We start from the raw sequence: 21146 nt of genomic DNA on the forward strand, positions 1-21146 counted from the left end.
TAGTTAAAAAATAATTAACGATATTTGCCCCCGAAAAACTTATTTTTAGATATAATAAATCTTATGAAAATTAAAGCTTTAAGAAAGACGGCGTTCACAGCCGTAGTAACACTCTCTACTGCAAGTGTTTATTTCGCACAGTCGGTGAAAGATTCAGCAAGGTCTAAAGATATTGAGACCGTAGTTCTTACAGGCGTAGCAGATATTGCCAAAGACAGAAAAACGCCAGTTGCTGTTTCTACCATTAGGGAGGCACAGATAGTAGAGAAGCTAGGAAATCAGGAATTTCCTGAGATACTTAACACCACCCCGTCTATTTATGCTACTAAATCTGGTGGGGGATTTGGTGATGCTACAATTCGTGTAAGAGGTTTTGACCAAGTAAACACTGCTATTCTTATCAACGGTGTTCCTGTCAATGATATGGAAAATGGTAAGGTATATTGGTCTAACTGGGCTGGGCTTTCTGATGTTACTTCTGCAATGCAGGTACAAAGAGGCTTAGGTTCTTCTAAACTGGCTATTGCATCAGTGGGTGGTACTATCAACATTCTTACTCGTGCTGCAGATAGAAAGAAAGAAGGTACCGTAACAGCTAGTGTGGGTAATGACCAATATCACAAGCTTTTATTTGCTTACAATACAGGTAAATATGGAAATGGCTGGTCTTCTTCTTTCCTTATGAGTAGAACAGCAGGTAATATGTATTTTAATGGTTCAGAATTTGAAGGATACAACTATTACTTTGCTCTTGGCTATAACCCTAGCCCTAAGCATGACCTCCAATTCACCATCACGGGAGCTCCACAATGGCACCACCAGAGATATGAAACCAGCATCAAAGATTTCTTATTCTACGGTGAAGATGGGAAACCTAATAGAAAATATAACCCTAACTGGGGGTACTTAGACGGGCAGGAGTTTTCTATGATTAGAAACTACTACTATAAGCCTGTTATTTCATTAAACTGGGATTATAAAATATCTCCATCTACTAAACTTTCTTCTGTATTCTATGCATCTAATGGTAGAGGTGCTGGTACTGGTGATGCAGGAAGAATTAATGGAAAAAACATCTACTCTCTAGCTAGAACTGCTGAAGGTCTTATTGATTTTGACAATGTAGTGGATTGGAATAGAGGTGCTACTGTACCTCAGTTTGGTGCGAATAATTCTGCTCCTTTCACAGGAGGAGTTGTGAGAAGAGCTTCTGTAAATTCTCATAACTGGCTTGGAGCTATTGTGAGCTTGAATCATAAATTAAATGACTATCTAAGTCTTAATCTAGGTCTGGACGGTAGGAGCTATAGAGGATACCATTACAGGGTAGTTTCCAACTTCTTAGGAAATACTAGTTATAAAGATACTTCTAACATCAATAATACCCCTAATATCGTAACTAATTCTTATGATGCAGTTCCTACTTGGAATCCATTAGGTGGCAAAAACCATGATGTAAAAGATCAAATAACCTATAGTAATGATGGTATTGTTAAATGGTTAGGAGGTTTCGGTCAATTAGAATATTCTAAAGATAATCTTTCTGCTTTCATACAAGGGTCTGTTTCTAACCAAAACTTCCAAAGAGTAGATTATTTCTTATACAAGGAAGATAAGCAGAAAAGTGAAAAGAAATCTCTTGTGGGGTATAATGTAAAGGGGGGGGTAAACTATAACCTAAACTCTCAGCACAATGTATTTGCTAACGCTGGTTATTACGAGCGTCAGCCATTCTTCAATGCCATATATCCTAGTCTCAATAATGATGTCAATGCTGGAGTAACTAATGAGAAAGTTCTTTCTTTTGAGGCTGGATACGGATTTAGATCTCGTTATTTTACTGCTAATTTGAATGCTTACCTTACAACTTGGGGGGATATATTCAGAAGAATTTCATACAAAGATGCTTCAAATGCAACTTATTATGCTAATTTACAAGGGCTTACACAGAAGCATCAAGGTATAGAATTAGACTTTACTGCAAAACCTAGCTCTATAGTTTCTTTCAATGGTATGGTTTCAGTAGGTAAATTTGAGTTCAAAGGAAACCCTTCTGCTACCATCGTTGATGATGAAAATAAAGTAGTAAACAATACTACTCTCTACCTAGATGGGTTGAAAGTGGGTGATGTAGCTCAACTCACAGCTGCATTAGGAGCAGATATCAAATTTGCGAAGTGGGCTAAGCTAGATGCTACCTACAGATATGCCGATAACCTATACTCTAGATTTGAACCTACCAGCAGAGTTACTCCTGACGCAAACATGGCATTAAAACTTCCTAGCTTTGGGCTAGTGGATCTTGGTCTTAGCTTTAACCACGAATTAAGCTCTGGAGAGAAGTTCATCTTGAGATTCAATGTAAATAACTTACTGGATAAAGTATATATCTCTGAATCTGCTACCAATATACCTGAAAGCACTAACCCTGCTAATAACTGGAACGGCATCAATGTTGACAACCGTGTGAACTTTGGATTCGGTAGAACTTGGAATACTTCTGTTACATTTAAATTCTAAGAAAATAGACTATTTCAAATAGAAAAAGCCGATACATTTATGTATCGGCTTTTTTCTTTTTAGGAGTTATAAGTTATTTCACTTAAAAACTCACATCTATACCTGTGTAAAAGTTGGCAGGCATAATGGGAGCATAAATAATTCCACCATCAAAATAATTACTAAAAGGATTTTTAGCATCTATGATTGGGCGTTCTTGTGTGTAAGAAGTCAAATTTTCTGCTCCTAAATACAATCTAATATTACGATTAAAAAATCTTGATATTTGAGCATTAAGTAGAACATAAGGCTTTGTAAACACTTTCGTTTGATATTCTTCTGGATTTTGGTAAGTATTAGGCAATCTTTGAGTGCCTATCCACTGCAAAGTTGCATCTAAATTCCAGTAAGCCTGTTTGCTGTTTTTCACAGTAGAATATGCCATGTTTATGAAACCTCTGTGTTTTGCGGTAAATGGCACATCCCTTCTTCCCCCTAGATAATCCGCCCATACATCATAATACTTATAAGCTAGCCTAAAATCTAATCTGTTGGCTGGGCTAAAATCCATCTGAGTCTGGAAGGCCAATGCCCTAGACTTGCCTTCTAAATTATAAAAAAGCATCTTTTGAGGAGAATAGTCTAAATCTACAATGACCTGATTTTGAAAATCGGTGCGAAATACATCTGTTACCCACAATGCTTTTCTCTTAAAAAGTTTAAACTCTTTCTGTAAACTTAGTCCATAGTTCCACGCAATTTCTGGAGAAAGTCCATAAATTTTACCGTTAGGATTTAGCACTTCTATTGTTCTATTAGAGGCGAAAAAGTTTTGGTTTTCCGCAAAGATATTAGCCGTTCTAAATCCTCTCCCCGCACTTAGTCTTACAATGGTTTTATCATCAATATCATACTTGAAATTCAATCTAGGAGAAAGTTGCGTTCCTGCCAAATTATGGAAATCAGACCTCAACCCAGCTACCAAAGTATAAGCTGCTCCTGTGAGTGTATATTCTGCAAATACTCCTGCTACTCGCTCTGTTCTTATAAAATTTTGAACTAAATAATCTTCATCATAAGCATCATACAAAAAGCTCCCTCCCACTTTATATTTATGATTGGTATTTCCAATAATACTTTCAAAAATTAAATTGGAATAGAAAGATTGTTGCTTTCCAAAATAAGTTCTCTCTCCGAAAAAGCTATCCTGCTGATGATAAGTAAACTGATTGATGAATCCCAAACTTTGATAAGGTTTTCCTTTAAAAATATAACCTGTTTTATTCCAAATTTGGAACCTAGAAATATCAACACCCACGCCATAAAGATTTTGTTGATGTTGTGTTTTCTTCCAATCATAACCAACCTGCCCTGCTTTTCTTTCATCTTTAACTACATTCAGACCTAAATGATTGCCCCAACCCGTATGGTCTAAATCAGTATAGTTCAACAGGTAAGTTACATTAAGTTGATGACCTTTAGGTTGGTCTAAAAAACCATCTTTATTTCTGTCCATTTCTGGGAAAGTTCCATTAGCGTGTACTAAAATAGACTGATTCCAATGTTCAGAAAGTAGTGAGGTATTAACGAGGTTAAACTCTGTACGCCCGTTTTCATCAGCAAAGAAATTAAGTTCTGTTTTTGGATTTTGGTTAAACTTGACTAACTCTGTGTTAATTTGTCCCGTAATACCTTCGTAGCCACTAACCACGGTACTTCCTCCTTTGGTAAGCTGTATGCCACCAATCCATCTACCAGGAATAAAATTAAGTCCATAAGCGGTTGCCAGTCCTCTTATTTCTGGTAAAAGTTCTTTGGTAAGAGTAGTGTATTTTTGCTCCAAGCCTAGCATTCTGAGTTGCTTTGTTCCTGTTACAGCATTGGTAAAAGCTACATCTACTGTTGCATTGGTCTCAAAACTTTCGGAGAGATTACAGCAAGCGGCTTTTAGTAGCTCTTTGGAAGAAATATTAAAAGTTAAGCCTACCTCTCTTTTATTTAGTGAGGTGGCTTCTCCTACTTTGGTAACCACAACCTCATCTATTTGCTTCGATTTTTGATGATGGTCGTGGTGGTGGTCTTCTTTTTGAATGGAATCTTCCTCGGATTTTAGTGTGATATTAGAAAGTCGTCTAGTGTATAAACAGCATTGGGGCAGCTTTTTATAAGTATCCTCATCTGCTCTATACAACTCATTATCATATCCTACTTCTGCGATTTTTTTGAGAATTTTTTCTTTTGAAGTTTTTTGAGAATCATAAGTATAAGTAAGGATTTTCTTTTCTTTGTCCCAAACGGCTTCCACTACATTTTCCTCATTAGCTGCTTTTTCTATGGTTGCTTTACACATACCACAGTTACCTAATACTATAGCAGTTTCTGTTTTAGGGTTTTGAATTTGTGCTTTTATATGGTTTGCAAACACCAATATTAGAACAATTAACATTGTTCCTTTTAATCTATTTTTCATTGATTTTAGGTTTAATTTATACGATACATTGCCATTTCATCATTTGACGAAACGATATTTAACTACTATTCTTAGGTTATCTCACCTAAAAAAATATCTATAAACTAACCTATCTTGGGTGGTTGCCAAATCTCTACTAAAGGTTTAGTAGGAATAAATCTGAAATAATATGTATTAGGCTTTTTATGAAATTTTAAGTGGCATAATACACTCCATTGATTTATACTTAAAGAATAAACTAATTGATTAAATGAATAAACATTAGGACACTTACTACAATCCGAACCACAAGGGTTCTGGTGTTGGCTTTCTCCTTTAGAATGAGTAGAACAACATTCTTTAGTGTGTTTTTTTCCACAGCAATTAGAAGTTTCTACTTGCCGGTGCAGGGTTTTTGCTACATTTGCATAAAAACCCTGTTTAGGAAAAATAAAAATACCCAAACACAGTAGCAAAAACAATATGCGGACTTTTTGACTCATTAGCAGGACAAATATAATCATTATTTTTTAAGTAACTCTATGCCGTAATCTACTACATTTGCAAAATGATTTTACTAGAAATTAAACAAGCACTCAAAGATTTATCCGACAAGCAAAGAGCTACATTTAGTCTTAAATATTTTAAAGCTAATAAAGGAGAATATGCCGAGGGAGACCAGTTTATTGGTGTTACCGTACCAGACCAAAGACAAGTTGCAAAAGCGTTTTGGCAAACAGTTTCTTTAGAAGAAATTAAGCAACTCCTACAGTCAGAAATACACGAACACAGGCTAACAGCACTGCTTATGCTCGTCCTGAAATTTGAAAAAACACCTCCAAAACGAAAAGAGTTAGTAGATTTTTACTTATCAAATCTTGAAGGTGTTAATAATTGGGATTTGGTAGATACTTCCGCCTATAAACTTTTGGGTAGATATTGTTTTGATAACGATGCTGAATCTCTTTTGGATAGTCTAGCCAATTCTAAAAACCTATGGCACAATAGAATTGCAGTAGTATCAATGCTTTACTACATACGGAAAGAACAATATACGCTTCCTCAAAAACTCATATTGAAACACCTTAATCATCCTCACGATTTAATGCACAAAGCTAATGGCTGGATGTTGAGAGAACTAGGCAAAAGAAACGAAGAAGTATTATTAGAGTTCCTCAAACAGCACTATACTGCTATGCCAAGAACCACTCTAAGATACGCCATAGAAAAACTAGATGAACCTCTAAGACAAGACTTTCTAAATGGAAAAATTTAATAGAATCTATTTTAAATAATTAGCTTATTGTGTTAAATGCACAAACAGAGGTATATATGATTGTAAAACTATCAAAATTTGGACTTTTAAACTCATAGCGTTATTGTAAAGGCTATGGATAATCATTAGTATAGAAAATATTCGGTATTATTTTACATGATGGCATTCTCCTTAATTATCTCTTCTAATACAAGCATCTTGTTCACGCCAAGAATAAGGTAGAAACAATTTTATCAGAAAAATCATATTTTAAAAATTTTAATTACATTTGTTATTTAGAATAATTAAAAAAAATAAAATTATGCCTAAGACACCGAAATGGATGGCAGATGCCTTTGAAGCACTTTTTAGTGGAAGTTATCATCCAGTACAAGTAACGTATACCGAAATGTTGACGAAAACCTTTAAAAAAGTACGATTTGAAGGAGATTTGTCTAAAATTAAAAAACATTTTACCGCAGGAAATATCATTGAATTTCGGGTAAGCGATACCCAATTTCGGCATTATACACCTTCGTATTTTAATCAAGAAAAAGGGGTTTGCGAGGTGTTATTTTATGTTCACAACCAGGGAGTTGGTAGTAAGTGGGTGGAGCAATTGAAAGTTGGGGATAATTATAAACTGATTGGGCCAGGAGGTAAAAACACACTTCGTACCGATGTGGATTTTCATTTTATCTTTGGAGATGAAACTTCTTTGGGTTTAATGGAATGCCTTACTCGTGAAATACCAGAGAGCTACTATTGTTTGGCTGAACTGGACGATAAAAATTTGAATATCGCTGATGAATTGGATTTTGAAATAGAAACTTGCAAAAAATCTACTATCAACAAGGCTCAATATGCTATTGAAAAAACGAAAGAATTTTTAAATAATTATCAAGGAAATAAAGAAAATATTGCTTTTTATTTGACTGGAAATGCAAAATCTATTGCCAACTTACGAAATACTTTAACCAAACTAGGGATTAACCAAAAAACACAAATACAAACTGAGCCATATTGGGTGGAAGGAAAACAAGGTTTGTAAATTTAGATATATTATTTAAATCGGTTGTGTATTTTAAAAAGGAAGTTATTTTGGCAAGTATCCGTGTTTTAAACCTATCGAGTGATTTAGCATAATTACATCGTATCATAATAGGTGTTTCCTCTTTGATAAGTCAAAAGTTGATTTTTCTGATATTTTTTGTAAAACTTGTAAAGCAAGTTGTAACTTGCACTATAGGTTGTTTATTGTATTTTTTTTTAACTTTAACTTAAATAATTATAATACACAACGGATTATGTATAATATTTATAAGAATTCGTTCACATAATAAAAAGAGATTTTATTTAAATGAAAAAATATATATTGTGTTCTCTTATTATAGTTTCTGTTTTTTTTGTTACTTACAATTTTTATTGAATTATAACAGATTTTGAGAATATAAGTATTTTAAATTTGATAGGTAATGCAATTGTATCTATCTATATAGTTGTAAGCATAATATAATATTGAAAAATAAGACGAACATTAAGTAGAGTATAATACAAAATCCTTATCACTTATAAGGATGGATATGAGAGAAGTAACAGACCAGAAAGCATCTCATTACTAATGATGCTTTCTTATTTAAATATTATGATAAAAAACGAAGATGTATTATTAGAGTTCCTCAAACAGCATTATACTGCTATGCCTAGAACCACACTAAGATACGCCATAGAAAAACTAGATGAACCTCTAAGACAAGATTTTCTAAATGGAAAAATTTAATATGAAAACTATTAACTTCACTGCAGAAATTATCCAACACGGAACAGACAATGCTGGTTATGTGGTTTTCCCTTTTTCCACCGAAGAACTTTTTGGTAAAAAAGGACAAGTAAAGGTAAAAGTGCTATTTGACAATAAAGTGCCATACCGAGGAAGCCTTGCTAAAATGGGCAAATCCTACCATTTTTTAATTTTAACTAAAGAAGTGAGGACTTCATTAAATAAAACCTTTGGAGACACTGTAGAGGTAAGCCTTGAGCAAGATTTGGAGGAACGAGTGGTGGTTGTACCCGAGGACGTATTAACTATATTTAATGCTTATCCTGAAGTAGGGTTAGCTTATAACAAGCTATCGTACACCCGAAAAAAAGAACTAATGTTATGGATTACCTCTGCCAAAAAAGAAGAAACTAGAGAAAGAAGAAAGCAACAACTACCTTCCATTATTTTAGAGGAAACCAAAAATAAATAGTTATTACTGCCTACGCAATCTATTAAGTTCTTCCCATATATCAGGTTCCTTCAGTTTTGGGAGTTCCTCAAAATCTTCGGGGTGTTCTTCTTTGTAGGTTTGCCAAAGTTTGTCATCTCTTTCGCTGTAATAATTGGGATATGAAGAGATTAAAACTATGAGCAATAAAATAAGGAACTTATGGAATCGTGGGATATTATATTTTTAAGTTCTAGAGGACTTATCGTTTTATAAGTGCCTTAATCGGAGCATTCTAAACACAGAAGTTAAGCCCACCAGCGCCGATGGTACTACGAAAGTGGGAGAGTAGGTCGCCGCCAGTTTTTATTTTTGAAAAGCCTCTAGCAGTATTGCTAGAGGCTTTTTTGTTTGGAGTGTTTAGGAAGGAGGTGTGTTGTCTTATCAGACGCCACATCGGCGTAGCCTAAGACAACGGAGGGTTGTAGGGTAAAGCAACACATCGGCGTAGGATTATAAAACTCCTTGCACCGTTTTGATTAAAACGGTGCGAGAGATAGGATAACTTCTCGCAGTGTTTTCTGAAAGTTTAAAAGAGTTGGAACTAAGTGATTGAAATTTGTATTATGAATGCCGTTGCGTGAGGGCGAAGGGCATTGTTGGAGCTCATCTTACAAAGGTGTAAGGGATAGGTATGGGCTTTGTAAGATAGCGACTGCCCGTAGACCGACCCTTGCTAGGGCTTTAGAATTGGAAAGGGACACGCCAAAAAAAACTCACTCCACAGAATAATGGAGCGAGTTTTTATGTTTAAATAAGATAGATTTACCCCTAATTTCAACTTTCTAAGGCAAGATTGATGACTTCTTCCATTGTGTTTACATAATGAATTTTTAGGCTATTTAAAGACTTATCTTTTATCTCTTCGTAGTCCTTCCTATTATCTTCGCATAAGATAACTTCTTTGATGCCTGACCTAGATGCGGCTAATAGCTTTTCTTTAATACCTCCTACTGGGAGCACTTTACCTCTTAGAGTAATTTCGCCCGTCATAGCGATATGAGGTCGTACTTTTTTATTTCTGAAGCTAGAAACCATTGAGGTTAGCATAGCTATACCTGCTGAAGGACCGTCTTTTGGTGTAGCCCCTTCGGGAATGTGCAGGTGTATATTGTTTTTGGATAGAGTTTCTTGTTCTATTCCTAGGCTTTGGTGCTTTGCTTTGATGTATTCTAGTGCAATGGTGGCAGATTCTTTCATTACATTTCCTAGATTACCCGTCATAGTGAGATTTCCTTTTCCTTCGGATAAAATACTTTCAATGAAAAGAATATCACCCCCTACGCTCGTCCACGCTAGACCTGTAACTACACCAGGAACATCGAGCATTTCGGATAGATTTTTTTTGATAGGAACGCCTAATATTTCGTCAATGGTAGCAATGTTTATTTTAGGATTATACTCTTTTTCCATTGTAATTTGCAGGGCAATCCATCGTGCTATTTTGGCTATTTTTTTCTCTAGATTTCTCACGCCGCTTTCTCTAGTGTGAGATTCTATGATATGAGTGATTTCTTTAACTCCTAGTTTTAGTTGGGTGTTTTTTAATCCGTTCTCTGCAATTTGCTTTTTTATTAAGTGTTTTTTTGCAATTTGTACTTTTTCTTCTACGGTATAGCCTGAGAGCTGAATGACCTCCATTCTATCCAATAGTGGTCTTTGAATGGTACTTAGGCTATTGGCGGTTGCAATAAACATTACTTTAGACAAATCGTACCCTATTTCTAGAAAGTTATCATAGAAAGTTTTGTTTTGTTCTGGGTCTAGAACTTCTAGCAAGGCAGAGGAAGGGTCTCCGTGTATGCCTTGACCTATTTTGTCTATTTCGTCTAATACGATAACGGGGTTGGAAGTCCCTGCTTTTTTGATGGATTGGAGTACGCGTCCTGCCATAGCACCGATGTAGGTTTTTCGGTGTCCTCTAATTTCGCTTTCGTCGTGTAGTCCTCCTAAAGAAATTCTGATGTATTTTCTTCCTAAAGCATCTGCAACGGATTTTCCTAATGAGGTTTTCCCCACGCCTGGAGGTCCTACAAGGCAAAGGATAGGCGATTTCATATTGTTTTTTAACTTGAGAACGGCAATGTATTCTAGAATCCGTTTTTTAACATCTTCCATACCGAAATGTTCGGAGTTGAGTACATTTTCGGCTCTATTCAAATCAAATATATCTTTGGAGTAGTGTTCCCAAGGTAAATCTGTGAAAAAATCAAGATAGTTCCTTTGTACATTGTAGTCTGGAGAATGAGGGTTTTGTCTGTTAAGGCGATGTATTTCTTTTTGGAAATGTTGTTCTATCTCCTCACTCCACTTTATTTTTTTTGCTTTCTCTTGGAGTTCTGCGGCATCGTTTTCTGGACCTCCGCCAAGCTCTTCTTGTATGGCTTTTATTTGTTGATTCAGAAAATATTCTCTTTGGTTTTTATCCATCTCCCTTGTGGTTTTTTGATGGATAATGCTGCGGAGTTCTAATTTATTAAACTCATCGTGCATCAGTTCGTAACATTTTTTTGCACGAACTAAAAAGCTCTTGGTTTCTAATAATTTTTGTTTTTCCTCAGCGGTAAATTTTGCATTAGCACAGATGTAATTGAGGAGTTCTTCTTGAGATTCAATATTTGTAATTGCAAACCTTGCCGAGTTAGGAATTTGTGGGTCTAGCTCTATAATTTTAAGAGCTAATTCTTTAATGTTTTCTATAAGAGCTTCGTACTCTTCTTTGCTTTTGGTAGAAGTTTCGTTTAGTTTTTCTATTTCAGCTTTTAAGAAAGGCTCTTTTTCTACGAGTTTATTTAGTTTAAACCTTCCGACACCTCGCATAATTGCGGTGATATTACCATCAGGAAGTTTAATGATTTTAAGTATTTTGGCAGTAGTCCCTACTTTGTATAAATCTTTCTCTGTAGGGTTTTGCTCTTTAGCATTTTTTTGAGAAATGATGCCTATAACTTCGTTATTAAGCTGTGCATCTTGTAGTAATTTTATAGATTTCTCTCTCCCTGCAGTAATAGGCATAATAATTTTAGGAAACATCACCATATCTCTTACAGGAAGGATAGGAAATAAGTTTTGCTCTGTATTTTCTGCCTTTTCTTTAATTTCTTCAGTTACGAAACTGAAATTTTCATTTAAAAGTCCGTCTAGAGAAAGTTCTTCAATATCAATCATATCTTTATGGCTTCAAATAAATGTTAAAAGTGACAAACTGTCGCTTTTTTGTTTTTATAATCGTTACTTTTGTCTTTATTTTACTTTTAAATAAGTAGAATTAAAGCAGTGCTTTATAGTCCCAATTCCTATGCCAATTTTAGGTGTAGGTTTTTAAGATAGAAATTGGCTATTAACAAAATGAAAACTTGTTTTGATGAAGAATTTTTTAATACTTTTGGTGAGTTTTATAAGTTTGGTTAATTGTAAAAATAACCAAGTTTCTTTAAATAAAAATGAGAATATGGAAAATATAGAATACTTAACCATAGGAGGTGGTTGTTTTTGGTGTGTGGAAAGTTGTTTCAATATGCTAAAAGGAGTGGAAACGGTAGAGTCTGGCTACTCAGGAGGTCATAAAGAAAATCCAACTTATGAAGAGGTGTGTACAGGAGAAACAGGACATGCGGAGGTGGTACAGATAGCTTACAGACCCAATGAAATCTCTTTTGAACAGCTGATGGAGGTGTTCTTTTTTCTACACGACCCAACTCAACTCAACCGACAAGGAGAAGATATAGGAACACAATATCGTTCAGTTATTTTCTATCGTTCGGAAGAGGAAAAACAAAAAGCGGAACAGGCTATAAAAACATCTGAAGCAACAGGAAAATGGAGTGGTACTTATGTTACAGAGCTTGCTCCTTTTAAAAAGTTTTGGAAGGCGGAGAGTTACCATCAAGGGTATTATAAAGATAATCCCACTCAGCCTTATTGTAGTGCGGTGGTGGGACCAAAAGTCGCTAAATTTAAAGCTTATTTTGGAGCTTTAGGTTGGTTGAAGTAATATTAAAATTACTGTCGAACCATTTCTGTGTGTGGTAAATTATCTTCTAAATACTTTTTGTCAGTATCAGAAAAACCGTATTCTGAATAGAATTTCAAAAGATAGTCTTGGGCAGATATTCTGATTCGGGAAGTTTTATATATATTCTCTATGGCTTCTATGGCGTAAGATACGAGTTGTCTTCCTATGCCTTTTCCCCTTCCAAGAGAGGTAGTGAGTACTCTTCCTATTGAGGTTTCGTTGTATTTTACACCTTCAGGGAAGATTCTACAGTAAGCCAATAGTTGCCCTTTGCTATTCTCTGCCCATATATGAAAGGCTTTTTGGTCTGTGTTATCAGCGTCTTGGTATTTTACATTTTGTTCTATAATAAATACTTCTTGCCTAGCAACCATAATTTTATAAAGTTCCGAAACGGAAAGTTCGTTGAAGGCTTTAATATGCCAAGTTAAATCTGTATAGTTGATGCTATTCATTAAAGTTAACTTTATTCTGTTGTAAAAATAGGTTGGTTTGTTCTATGTATTCTAAAATAGCTTCTGTGCCTGTTTTCTTTTCGGCGGAAGTAATATACATTTGTGGAGCTTCTTCCCAATTTTCTAATAGTTTTTTGGTATAGTCTTCTACATTTCTTTTAGCGGCATTAGGCTTTAGTTTGTCTTCTTTTGTGAAAACAATAGAAAACGGAATGCCACTTTCTCCACACCATTCAATAAATTCCAAATCTATTTTTTGAGGCGTATGTCTTATATCTACAAGAATGAAAAGGTTTACCAAATTTTTTCGATTGAGGATATAATTGGTGATTAGTTTTTCAAAATCTTTTCTTTGGGTCTTAGAAACTTTGGCATAACCATAACCAGGGAGGTCAGTTAAATACCACTCTTCGTTGATAATGAAATGATTGATGAGTTGGGTTTTTCCAGGAGTTTGGGAGGTTTTAGCTAAATTTTTATTTCCTGTAATGGCATTGATTAACGAGGATTTGCCCACATTAGAACGCCCTATAAATGCATATTCTGGAAGATTAGCTTCGGGGCATTCTTGCCACTTTTGGCTACTTTTAACAAACTCGGCACTTTTTATAGAAATCATTTTTATTAGTATTAAATTTTAAATAATAAAAAAGGAAGCATTTAGGCTTCCTCTATTTTCTAGTTCTTATTTATTAACCTTCTTGAGCCAAGAGAGGAGAATTTCGTTGAACTCTTGTGGTTTTTCCATCATAGCTGCGTGTCCACATTTATCTATCCAATATAAATCTGAATTGGGGATATATTTGTGCATATCAACTGCTACCTCTGGCGGAGTTACACTGTCTTGTTTACCCCAAATAATGCAGGTAGGACAAGTAATTTTAGGAAGGTCTTTTACCATATTGTGTTTTATGGCACTTCTAGCTAGCATTACGGTTTTGATGCCTTTCATTCTATCATTAACCACAGAGAATACTTCATCTACTAGTTGGTCTGTAGCTACGGCAGGGTCATAAAAAACTTCCTGTGTTTTTTTTCTGATATATTCTTTATCGCCTTTTCTAGGGAAACTATCTCCAAAAGATTTTTCATATAATCCTGAACTACCTGTAAGAACTAGGTTTTTAACAAGTTCAGGTTTGGCTAATGTCAGGATAAGACCTATGTGCCCTCCCATAGAATTACCTACGACAGTAACCGGCTTTTTAATATCTTCTTTTATAAATTTTGCGACGAACTTAGAAATAGCAGTTAAATTAGTATTTAGAATAGGAAGGTCGTATATGGGCAATTCTGGTACATAGACTTTATATCCTTCTTCAGAAAAGAATTTTATCATATCATCAAAATTGCTCAGCCCTCCCATAAGCCCGTGCAGGAGTACCAGAGGGTGACCCTCTCCCTCTTCAATAAAATTGAATTTCTTTTCTTTTTTAGTTTTAAAAATCATAAAACACTACTAAACCTTGCAAAAATACGAATTAATGATTAAACAAACGATATAAAAATCATAATGTTTTATTTTTATTATACTTAGAAAACCTTGTGTAATTGCAGTTTTGATGGAGGGGAGTTAAATATTTCGTTACACTTAGATAATCAGATAATTAGGCTGCTTTATTGGATTGGATAAAACTTATCCACAATGAGTTAAAAAGTGGAAAAAAGTGGAAATTTTTAGAAAATATTATCTATTTTTGTATCCGATGAATTATTTCTTTGAAACATATGAGTGTAAGATAGATGATAAGGGCAGAATAAAGCTGCCCTCGGCGTTAGCTAAACTTTTGTCAGAAGCTCACGGAAAAGATTTTGTGATAAAGAGAGCGGTGTTTCAGAAATGTTTGGAAGTTTATCCTGTAAGTACTTGGGAGGCTCTAATGGAGCGGCTAAATAAACTGAATAGGTTTGTAAAGAAAAATGTAGATTTCATACGAGTTTTCACTGCGGGAGTAAAGGCGGTAGAGGTGGATAAATCGGATAGAGTTCAGATACCTAAAGATTTAAAAGACTTTGCTGGTATGGAAAAAGAAATCGTAATTTCTGGTGTAGGAGATTTTTTTGAAATATGGGATAAAAAATCCTATGAAGAAAATATAGTAATGAAAGAAGAGGACTTTGCTAGTTTGGCGGAGGAAGTAATGGGGAGTGATTGGGAAGGTTTGTAAATTATAGTAAATTAAAAAGATGTATCATCAGTCAGTTTTATTAAAAGAAAGTGTAGATGCTCTTGTGCTAAATGCAGATGGGGTTTATGTAGATTGTACTTTTGGAGGTGGTGGACATTCTAGGGAAATTGTTTCTAGATTGTCTTCTGCTGGAAGGCATTTTGGCTTTGACCAAGACTTAGATGCTTTGGAAAATAAATTAGATGATGAGCGTTTTACAATTATCAATCAGAATTTTAGGTTTTTAGAAAACTCTCTTATGCTTTATGGGGTTACCCAAGTAGATGGGATATTGGCTGACTTGGGAGTGTCTTCTCATCAGTTTGATGCAGCGGAAAGAGGTTTTTCTACAAGGAGTGATGCGCCGTTAGATATGAGAATGAATGTAATGCAAGGTTTGAATGCTCAAAAGGTGGTTAATGAGTATGAAGAAGAGCATTTGGCTGATATATTTTATCACTATGGGGAGTTAAGAGAAGCAAGGAAATTGGCGAGAGAGTTGGTTCATTACAGAAAATCAAAACCGATTAAGACAACGGAAGATTTAAAAAGTGTTTTTAAATATATTCCTCCACATAAGCAGAATAAATTTTTCGCACAGTTATTTCAAGCGATAAGAATTGAGGTTAATCAAGAATTGGAGGCTTTGAAGGAAATGTTAGAACAAGCTTATAGAATTCTAAAACCTGGAGGAAGATTGGTGGTAATATCTTATCATTCTTTAGAAGATAGGCTGGTAAAACGTTTCTTGAAGAATGGAATGTTTGATGGTGAGCCAGAAAGAGATATTTATGGGAACTATACCAAAGCATTTGAGTTGTTGCAATCCAAAGCATTTGTTCCTACGGAAGAAGAAATTGAGGCTAACTCTCGAGCGAGAAGTGCTAAAATGAGGGTAGGTATTAAGGTGTAAATGTTTTTTTTGAAAGTTAGAGATGGCTAAAAAACAAACATATAAAAAAAAGAAACTAACCTTTAGCGATATTGTTAAAGGTAATTTCTTAAATCGTGATGAGATACAAGCTCATTACAAATACTTTATATTATTAGCCGTGATGATGGCAGGGATTATCTATACCAACCATTTAGCGAGCAAAAAAATAAAGCAAATCAATACTTTGAAAGAGCAAACGGAAGAATATAAATCTAGAAATGCATACGCACAAAGTAAACTAATCAAAATAAAACTAGAGAGTGAATTGGGAAAAGAAGTACTGAAGGATTCTTTGGTTCCGCTAGAGAATCACCCTCATAAATTGATTATAAAATTAGATTCTACTAATGCAAACTAAGAACGAATTTGATAGAAAAAGAACCAAGACATTGATGTGGGGGTACCTTTTTGGAGGTGCTGCTTTCTTTTTGTTTATTACTTTCATTATTCGTATTTTCTTATTGCAAAATACTAATGTTCAGGAGATAGAAGAAGATTATATCAATAAAAACTATAGAGAGGCAACGCTAAAAGCAGTGAGAGGCAACTTGTATGCCTCAGATGGTTCTATACTTGCCACTACAGTTATGAGGTATGATGTTTATATAGATTTTAAGACTATAAAAGATACTTTATATAGTAAGAATATAGGAGCGCTTACCGATTCTTTAAGTAAAATGTTTGGGAAACCTAAGCATTACTTCAGAGAAAATTTTGATGTTCAGCGGAAAAAAGGCAATCAGTATTATTCTCTTAAGCGGGATTTAGATTTTGATGAGTACGACCGTATAAGAAAGTTCCCTATCTTTAATAAAGGTAAAAATAGAGGTGGCTTTATTGTTGATAGAAAATACAAGAGAGAAATGGCTACCGCAAAAATAGGTTCAGGGACTATAGGTATGGATAACGAAGCCTATAAATCTGGACTTGAGGGAGCGTTTAGTGAATATCTGTCGGGTAAAGACGGTTCAAGACTGGAGCAAAGAGTTAATTCAACCCAGTGGAAACCTATTGACCATTGGAAAGCTAAAGAACCTGTTGATGGGCAAGATGTCTATACCACTCTTGATTTAAGGATACAAGATATTGCTCATTCTGCATTAGAAAAGCAGCTAATAAGTTTTAATGCAGACCACGGTACGGTTATCGTTATGGAAACCCAGACGGGAAAGGTAAGAGCTATGGTAAATCTTAGGAAAAAAGAAAATGGAGTTTATGTAGATTCATACAATTATGCCATAAAAAATGCTACGGAACCAGGCTCTACTTTTAAGGTGGTTTCTCTTTTGGCGGCGATGGACGATGGTTTTATAGATGAAAATACAACCGTAAATGTAGGTGATGGAGTATGGACTTATGCTAAACAAAAGATTTCTGATGGACATAGTGGAGGAACTTATGAGATTAGTGATGTTTTGGCAAAATCAAGTAACGTAGGTACTGCCAAACTCATCACCAAATATTATGCGGATAAACCAGAGGTATTCCTTAATCATCTTAGAAGATGGAAGATGTTTGATAAGATGGATATAGAACTCCCTGGTATTACAAAACCAAAGATAGTTACTCCAGAGGATAAGAGGTGGAACAAGGCTACTCTAGCATCTTTGTCTTACGGTTATTCGTCCAGCTTTACATTGTTGCAGTTAGCTACATTTTATAATGGTATTGCTAATAATGGTAAAATGGTAAAGCCTCTTTTTATAGATAAAATAATGAAAGACGGCAAAACGACATACGAGGCCAAACCAGAGGTAATGGTAAATAAGATGGCATCAGATAAAGCTATAAAAATGATGACAGACGCTCTTACCAAAGCAGTGGAAAAGGGGACAGCGAAGAGTATCTTCACACCTAATCTTAAAATGGCAGGAAAAACAGGCACGGCAAGATTTGAATACTGGAAAGCTGGTCCAATGAAATATCAGGCATCTTTTGCAGGATTTTATCCTTCGGATAATCCAAAATATACTTGTATTGTTATGGTTAATCAGCCCGATACTTCTATTGGGTTTTATGGAGGTACAGTGGCGGCTCCTGTATTTAAAGAGATAGCAGGGAAAACCTTCTTAAAAACGCCTCTGAATGTAGAAAAAGAAATGCTTCAGGATAAAAAAGTGAACTTAAACAAGATGACTGCTCCTAAGGTAAAGATAGCAATAAACCGTCGGCAGATGCCTGCATTAGTAGGTATGGCAGGTAGAGAAGTTATTCCACAGTTGGAGAATTTGGGTTATCGTGTAGATTATAAAGGTGTAGGTAAAGTCTTAGAACAGTTTCCTAAAGAAGGAACTATCATAAAGAAAGACCAAAAAATTTACCTTACACTACAAAAATAAAAATTGATAAAATATGTTACTCAGAGAGTTATTACATAATATACCAGTTTTAGAAACCATCGGTGCATTAGACATTGAGGTAAACTCTATTATTTTTGATAGTAGAAAGGCAGAAGCAAAAAGCCTTTATGTAGCTATCAAAGGAAGTGTTTCAGATGGACACCAGTTCATTAGTTCTGCAATAGAAAAAGGAGTTAATGTTATTGTATTGGAAGATTTACCTGAAATTTTAGATGAAACAATCACTTATGTTAAAGTGAAAAATTCGTCTAAAACATTGGGGCAATTAGCATCTAACTTTTATGGTAATCCTTCTGAAAAGCTTAATCTGGTAGGTGTTACTGGGACTAATGGTAAAACATCTGTATCTACCTTACTTTTCGATGTATTTAAAAATTTAGGTTATCCGTCTGCACTTATTTCTACGGTGGAGTATAGGATTGATGATGAGGTTTTCCCATCTACGCACACTACACCAGACGTGGTTAAACTTAACGAACTATTAGCAAAAGCAGTGGCACAAGGTTGTGAGTATGCCTTTATGGAAGTTTCTTCTCACGGTATTCATCAAAATAGAACGGAAGGTTTACATTTTAAAGTGGCAGGTTTTACCAATATTACCCACGACCATTTAGATTACCATAAAACCTTTTTGGAATACCTTAATACCAAAAAATCATTTTTAGATAATTTGCCAGATTCGGCGGTGGCAATTACTAATCTAGATGATAAAAACGGATTGGTAATGCTCCAAAATACCAAGGCTAAAAAGAAAACCTATGCGTTAAAAACCTTGAGCGATTATCATGGTCGATTATTAGAAGTGGATTTTAACGGAATGCTGCTTAATTTTAATGGTAAAGAAGTTTGGACGAGCCTAACAGGGAAGTTTAATGTTTATAATTTACTTTTAGTGTTCGGTATAGCTAGAGAGCTAGGGTTTGATGAGGTGGAAATACTTACGGCAATTTCTCAGCTGAAAAGAGTTAATGGCAGGTTTGAAACGATAAAGTCAGAAGGCGGAATCTTTTTTGTAGTAGATTATGCACACACGCCAGATGCTTTAGAGAATATTCTGGACTCCATCAACGAAATACGAACTAAAAACGAAAGGTTGATTAGTGTGTTTGGTTGCGGTGGTGATAGAGACCAAAGTAAACGCCCTGAAATGGGTAAAATAGCTACACAGAAATCTACTTTAGCAATTATTACATCGGACAATCCTAGAACAGAAGACCCTAATGCCATTATCCAAGAGATAGAGGCGGGCGTGGAGCCACAATGTTTTAGTAAATATACGGTAGTCCCAGATAGAAGAGAAGCTATTAAAATGGCTATAAAATTTGCAGAGCCAAAAGATATTATACTCGTGGCGGGGAAAGGTCACGAAACTTATCAGGAAGTTAATGGGGTAAAACATCACTTTGATGATAAGGAGGTAATATTAGAATTGTGTAAAATGATGAGTAAATAGAAAAACAATAATTTAAAAATAAGAAATACAAATATGTTATACTACTTATACGAATATCTTACGGCTAACGGCATACATATACCAGGTCTTAACCTGTTGAGGTATATTTCTTTTAGGGCTGCTATGGCGGTTCTATTGTCGCTTATTATTGCGTTGGTTTATGGTAAAAAAATCATCAATTTTCTCCGTAGAAAACAGATGGGAGAGTTGGTGCGAGATTTAGGATTAGATGGGCAAAAACAAAAAGAAGGTACCCCTACTATGGGAGGTCTTATCATCATTATAGCTACCTTAATACCTGTATTATTGTTTACTAAGATTACGAATATCTATATTATTCTACTCATTGTATCTGTGCTTTGGATGGGAGCGATAGGCTTTATAGATGATTATCTTAAAAAAATAAAGAAGAATAAAGACGGTTTAAGTGGTAAATTTAAAGTCATAGGTCAAGTTGGTTTAGGGCTGATTGTTGGTGTTACAATGTTTTTTAATTCTGATATTACCGTTAAAAGAAAATATGCAGATGCAAAAGAGATTAATCGCAACAATGTAGAGCAAAACTTTATGAAGGAAGAAAAAAAAGTGATTTCTACCGTACCGATGATTAAAAATAATGAGTTTGATTATAGTGGTATTCTCTTTTGGATGGACGAGCAAGAAGCAGAAGAATTGGCTTGGGTAGTTTTCATTCCGATGGCGATATTTATTGTTACGGCTGTTTCCAATGGGGCTAATATTACCGATGGTATAGACGGTTTAGCTGCAGGTACGAGTGCCGTTATCTTACTCACATTGGCTTTCTTTGCGTATGTTTCGGGGAATATCATCTTTGCAGATTATCTCAATATTATGTTCTTGCCTAATATGGGAGAAACTACCATTTTTGCGGTAGCTATGGTGGGGGCGGTTATTGGTTTCTTTTGGTACAATACCTATCCTGCCCAAGTGTTTATGGGAGATACAGGGAGTTTAATGCTAGGAGGAGTTATTGCAGTTTTATCCATTATTCTAAGAAAAGAATTATTGATACCTGTGCTATGTGGAATCTTTTTAATTGAAAACTTATCGGTAATGCTTCAGGTAGCAGTGTTCAAATACAGAAAGAAAAAATATGGATTAGAATATGCTCAAAATAACCGATTGTTTAAAATGTCTCCTCTTCATCATCATTATCAGAAGAGTGGTTACCACGAAAGTAAGATTGTTAATAGAATGATAATCATAGGGGTAGTTTTAGCAATTATATGTTTAATTACACTTAAAATCAGATAAGTATTTTCAATAA

Annotated in this window: 16 protein-coding genes and 2 pseudogenes; 12 read left to right on the plus strand and 6 right to left on the minus strand. The window is 34.9% G+C overall.

The genetic code is table 11. From position 1 onward, the window contains the following. Positions 1 to 63 precede the first annotated feature (63 nt). The gene (locus D1003_RS02345) at positions 64 to 2520 is read left to right on the plus strand and encodes a TonB-dependent receptor (protein WP_153935578.1); all 2457 of its coding nucleotides are present in this window, start codon (positions 64 to 66) and stop codon (positions 2518 to 2520) included. Positions 2521 to 2602: 82 nt separating this feature from the next. Here D1003_RS02345 and D1003_RS02350 read toward each other — a convergent pair whose 3' ends face one another. Beyond that, positions 2603 to 4969, minus strand: a complete 2367-nt coding sequence (locus D1003_RS02350; RefSeq protein WP_153935579.1) for a TonB-dependent receptor domain-containing protein — start codon at positions 4967 to 4969, stop codon at positions 2603 to 2605. 547 nt (positions 4970 to 5516) lie between these two features. Between D1003_RS02350 and D1003_RS02360 the strand changes: the two genes are divergently transcribed. From D1003_RS02360 to D1003_RS02375, 4 genes and pseudogenes are all read left to right on the plus strand, one after another. Then, on the plus strand, positions 5517 to 6224 hold the full coding sequence (locus D1003_RS02360; protein WP_153935580.1) for a DNA alkylation repair protein: 708 nt from the start codon (positions 5517 to 5519) through the stop codon (positions 6222 to 6224). A gap of 301 nt (positions 6225 to 6525) precedes the next feature. Then, positions 6526 to 7254, plus strand: coding sequence for a siderophore-interacting protein (locus tag D1003_RS02365; RefSeq protein WP_153935581.1), 729 nt, complete (start codon positions 6526 to 6528; stop codon positions 7252 to 7254). A 600-nt stretch (positions 7255 to 7854) separates the two neighbouring features. Beyond that, positions 7855 to 7983: pseudogene (locus D1003_RS02370) on the plus strand (DNA alkylation repair protein); the annotation flags it as partial. Next, positions 7970 to 8455 carry a YdeI/OmpD-associated family protein gene (locus D1003_RS02375; RefSeq protein ID WP_153935582.1) on the plus strand — a complete coding sequence of 162 codons (486 nt, stop codon included), beginning with the start codon at positions 7970 to 7972 and terminating at the stop codon, positions 8453 to 8455. The pseudogene D1003_RS02370 and the gene D1003_RS02375, both read left to right, overlap by 14 nt. 3 nt (positions 8456 to 8458) lie before the next feature. On the opposite strand, the pseudogene D1003_RS02380 reads toward D1003_RS02375, so the two are convergent. After that, positions 8459 to 8605 (minus strand): annotated as a pseudogene (locus D1003_RS02380) (rhomboid family intramembrane serine protease); the annotation flags it as partial. A 645-nt stretch (positions 8606 to 9250) separates the two neighbouring features. Next, positions 9251 to 11641: an endopeptidase La gene (gene lon / locus D1003_RS02390; protein ID WP_153935583.1), complete on the minus strand. Its 2391-nt coding sequence runs from the start codon at positions 11639 to 11641 to the stop codon at positions 9251 to 9253. 196 nt (positions 11642 to 11837) lie between these two features. On the opposite strand from lon, the gene msrA reads away from it, so the two are divergent. Then, positions 11838 to 12467 carry a peptide-methionine (S)-S-oxide reductase MsrA gene (gene msrA, locus D1003_RS02395; RefSeq protein WP_153935584.1) on the plus strand — a complete coding sequence of 210 codons (630 nt, stop codon included), beginning with the start codon at positions 11838 to 11840 and terminating at the stop codon, positions 12465 to 12467. A gap of 8 nt (positions 12468 to 12475) precedes the next feature. Here the strand turns inward: msrA and D1003_RS02400 are convergent, their stop codons facing one another. The 3 genes from D1003_RS02400 to D1003_RS02410 form a co-directional block, all read right to left on the minus strand. Beyond that, positions 12476 to 12943, minus strand: coding sequence for a GNAT family N-acetyltransferase (locus D1003_RS02400; RefSeq protein ID WP_153935585.1), 468 nt, complete (start codon positions 12941 to 12943; stop codon positions 12476 to 12478). Continuing rightward, positions 12936 to 13562, minus strand: a complete 627-nt coding sequence (gene yihA, locus D1003_RS02405; protein ID WP_153935586.1) for a ribosome biogenesis GTP-binding protein YihA/YsxC — start codon at positions 13560 to 13562, stop codon at positions 12936 to 12938. Before yihA ends, D1003_RS02400 begins: the two co-directional genes overlap by 8 nt. 66 nt (positions 13563 to 13628) lie before the next feature. Continuing rightward, on the minus strand, positions 13629 to 14393 hold the full coding sequence (locus D1003_RS02410; protein WP_153935587.1) for an alpha/beta fold hydrolase: 765 nt from the start codon (positions 14391 to 14393) through the stop codon (positions 13629 to 13631). Between the two features lie 217 nt (positions 14394 to 14610). Here D1003_RS02410 and mraZ point away from each other — a divergent pair, with 217 nt between their 5' ends. The 6 genes from mraZ to mraY are packed head-to-tail and all read left to right on the plus strand — an operon-like array spanning position 14611 to position 21133. Beyond that, complete coding sequence (gene mraZ / locus D1003_RS02415) at positions 14611 to 15111, plus strand: division/cell wall cluster transcriptional repressor MraZ (RefSeq protein ID WP_311709686.1); 501 nt, start codon at positions 14611 to 14613, stop codon at positions 15109 to 15111. Positions 15112 to 15130: 19 nt separating this feature from the next. Further along, positions 15131 to 16024 (plus strand): 16S rRNA (cytosine(1402)-N(4))-methyltransferase RsmH, encoded by an 894-nt coding sequence (rsmH, locus tag D1003_RS02420; RefSeq protein WP_153935588.1) that lies wholly within the window; start codon positions 15131 to 15133, stop codon positions 16022 to 16024. Between the two features lie 22 nt (positions 16025 to 16046). Then, a complete protein-coding gene (locus D1003_RS02425; protein ID WP_153935589.1) occupies positions 16047 to 16403 on the plus strand; it encodes an FtsL-like putative cell division protein in 357 nt (118 codons plus the stop codon). Next, positions 16393 to 18384: a penicillin-binding protein gene (locus D1003_RS02430; RefSeq protein WP_153935590.1), complete on the plus strand. Its 1992-nt coding sequence runs from the start codon at positions 16393 to 16395 to the stop codon at positions 18382 to 18384. Before D1003_RS02425 ends, D1003_RS02430 begins: the two co-directional genes overlap by 11 nt. Positions 18385 to 18397: 13 nt before the next feature. Continuing rightward, positions 18398 to 19858 carry a UDP-N-acetylmuramoyl-L-alanyl-D-glutamate--2,6-diaminopimelate ligase gene (locus D1003_RS02435; protein WP_153935591.1) on the plus strand — a complete coding sequence of 487 codons (1461 nt, stop codon included), beginning with the start codon at positions 18398 to 18400 and terminating at the stop codon, positions 19856 to 19858. Between the two features lie 33 nt (positions 19859 to 19891). Next, positions 19892 to 21133, plus strand: coding sequence for a phospho-N-acetylmuramoyl-pentapeptide-transferase (gene mraY / locus D1003_RS02440; RefSeq protein WP_153935592.1), 1242 nt, complete (start codon positions 19892 to 19894; stop codon positions 21131 to 21133). Positions 21134 to 21146: the final 13 nt, after the last annotated feature.

Source organism: Riemerella anatipestifer (assembly GCF_009663465.1).
In the GTDB taxonomy this organism is placed as follows: Bacteria; Bacteroidota; Bacteroidia; order Flavobacteriales; family Weeksellaceae; genus Riemerella; species Riemerella anatipestifer_C.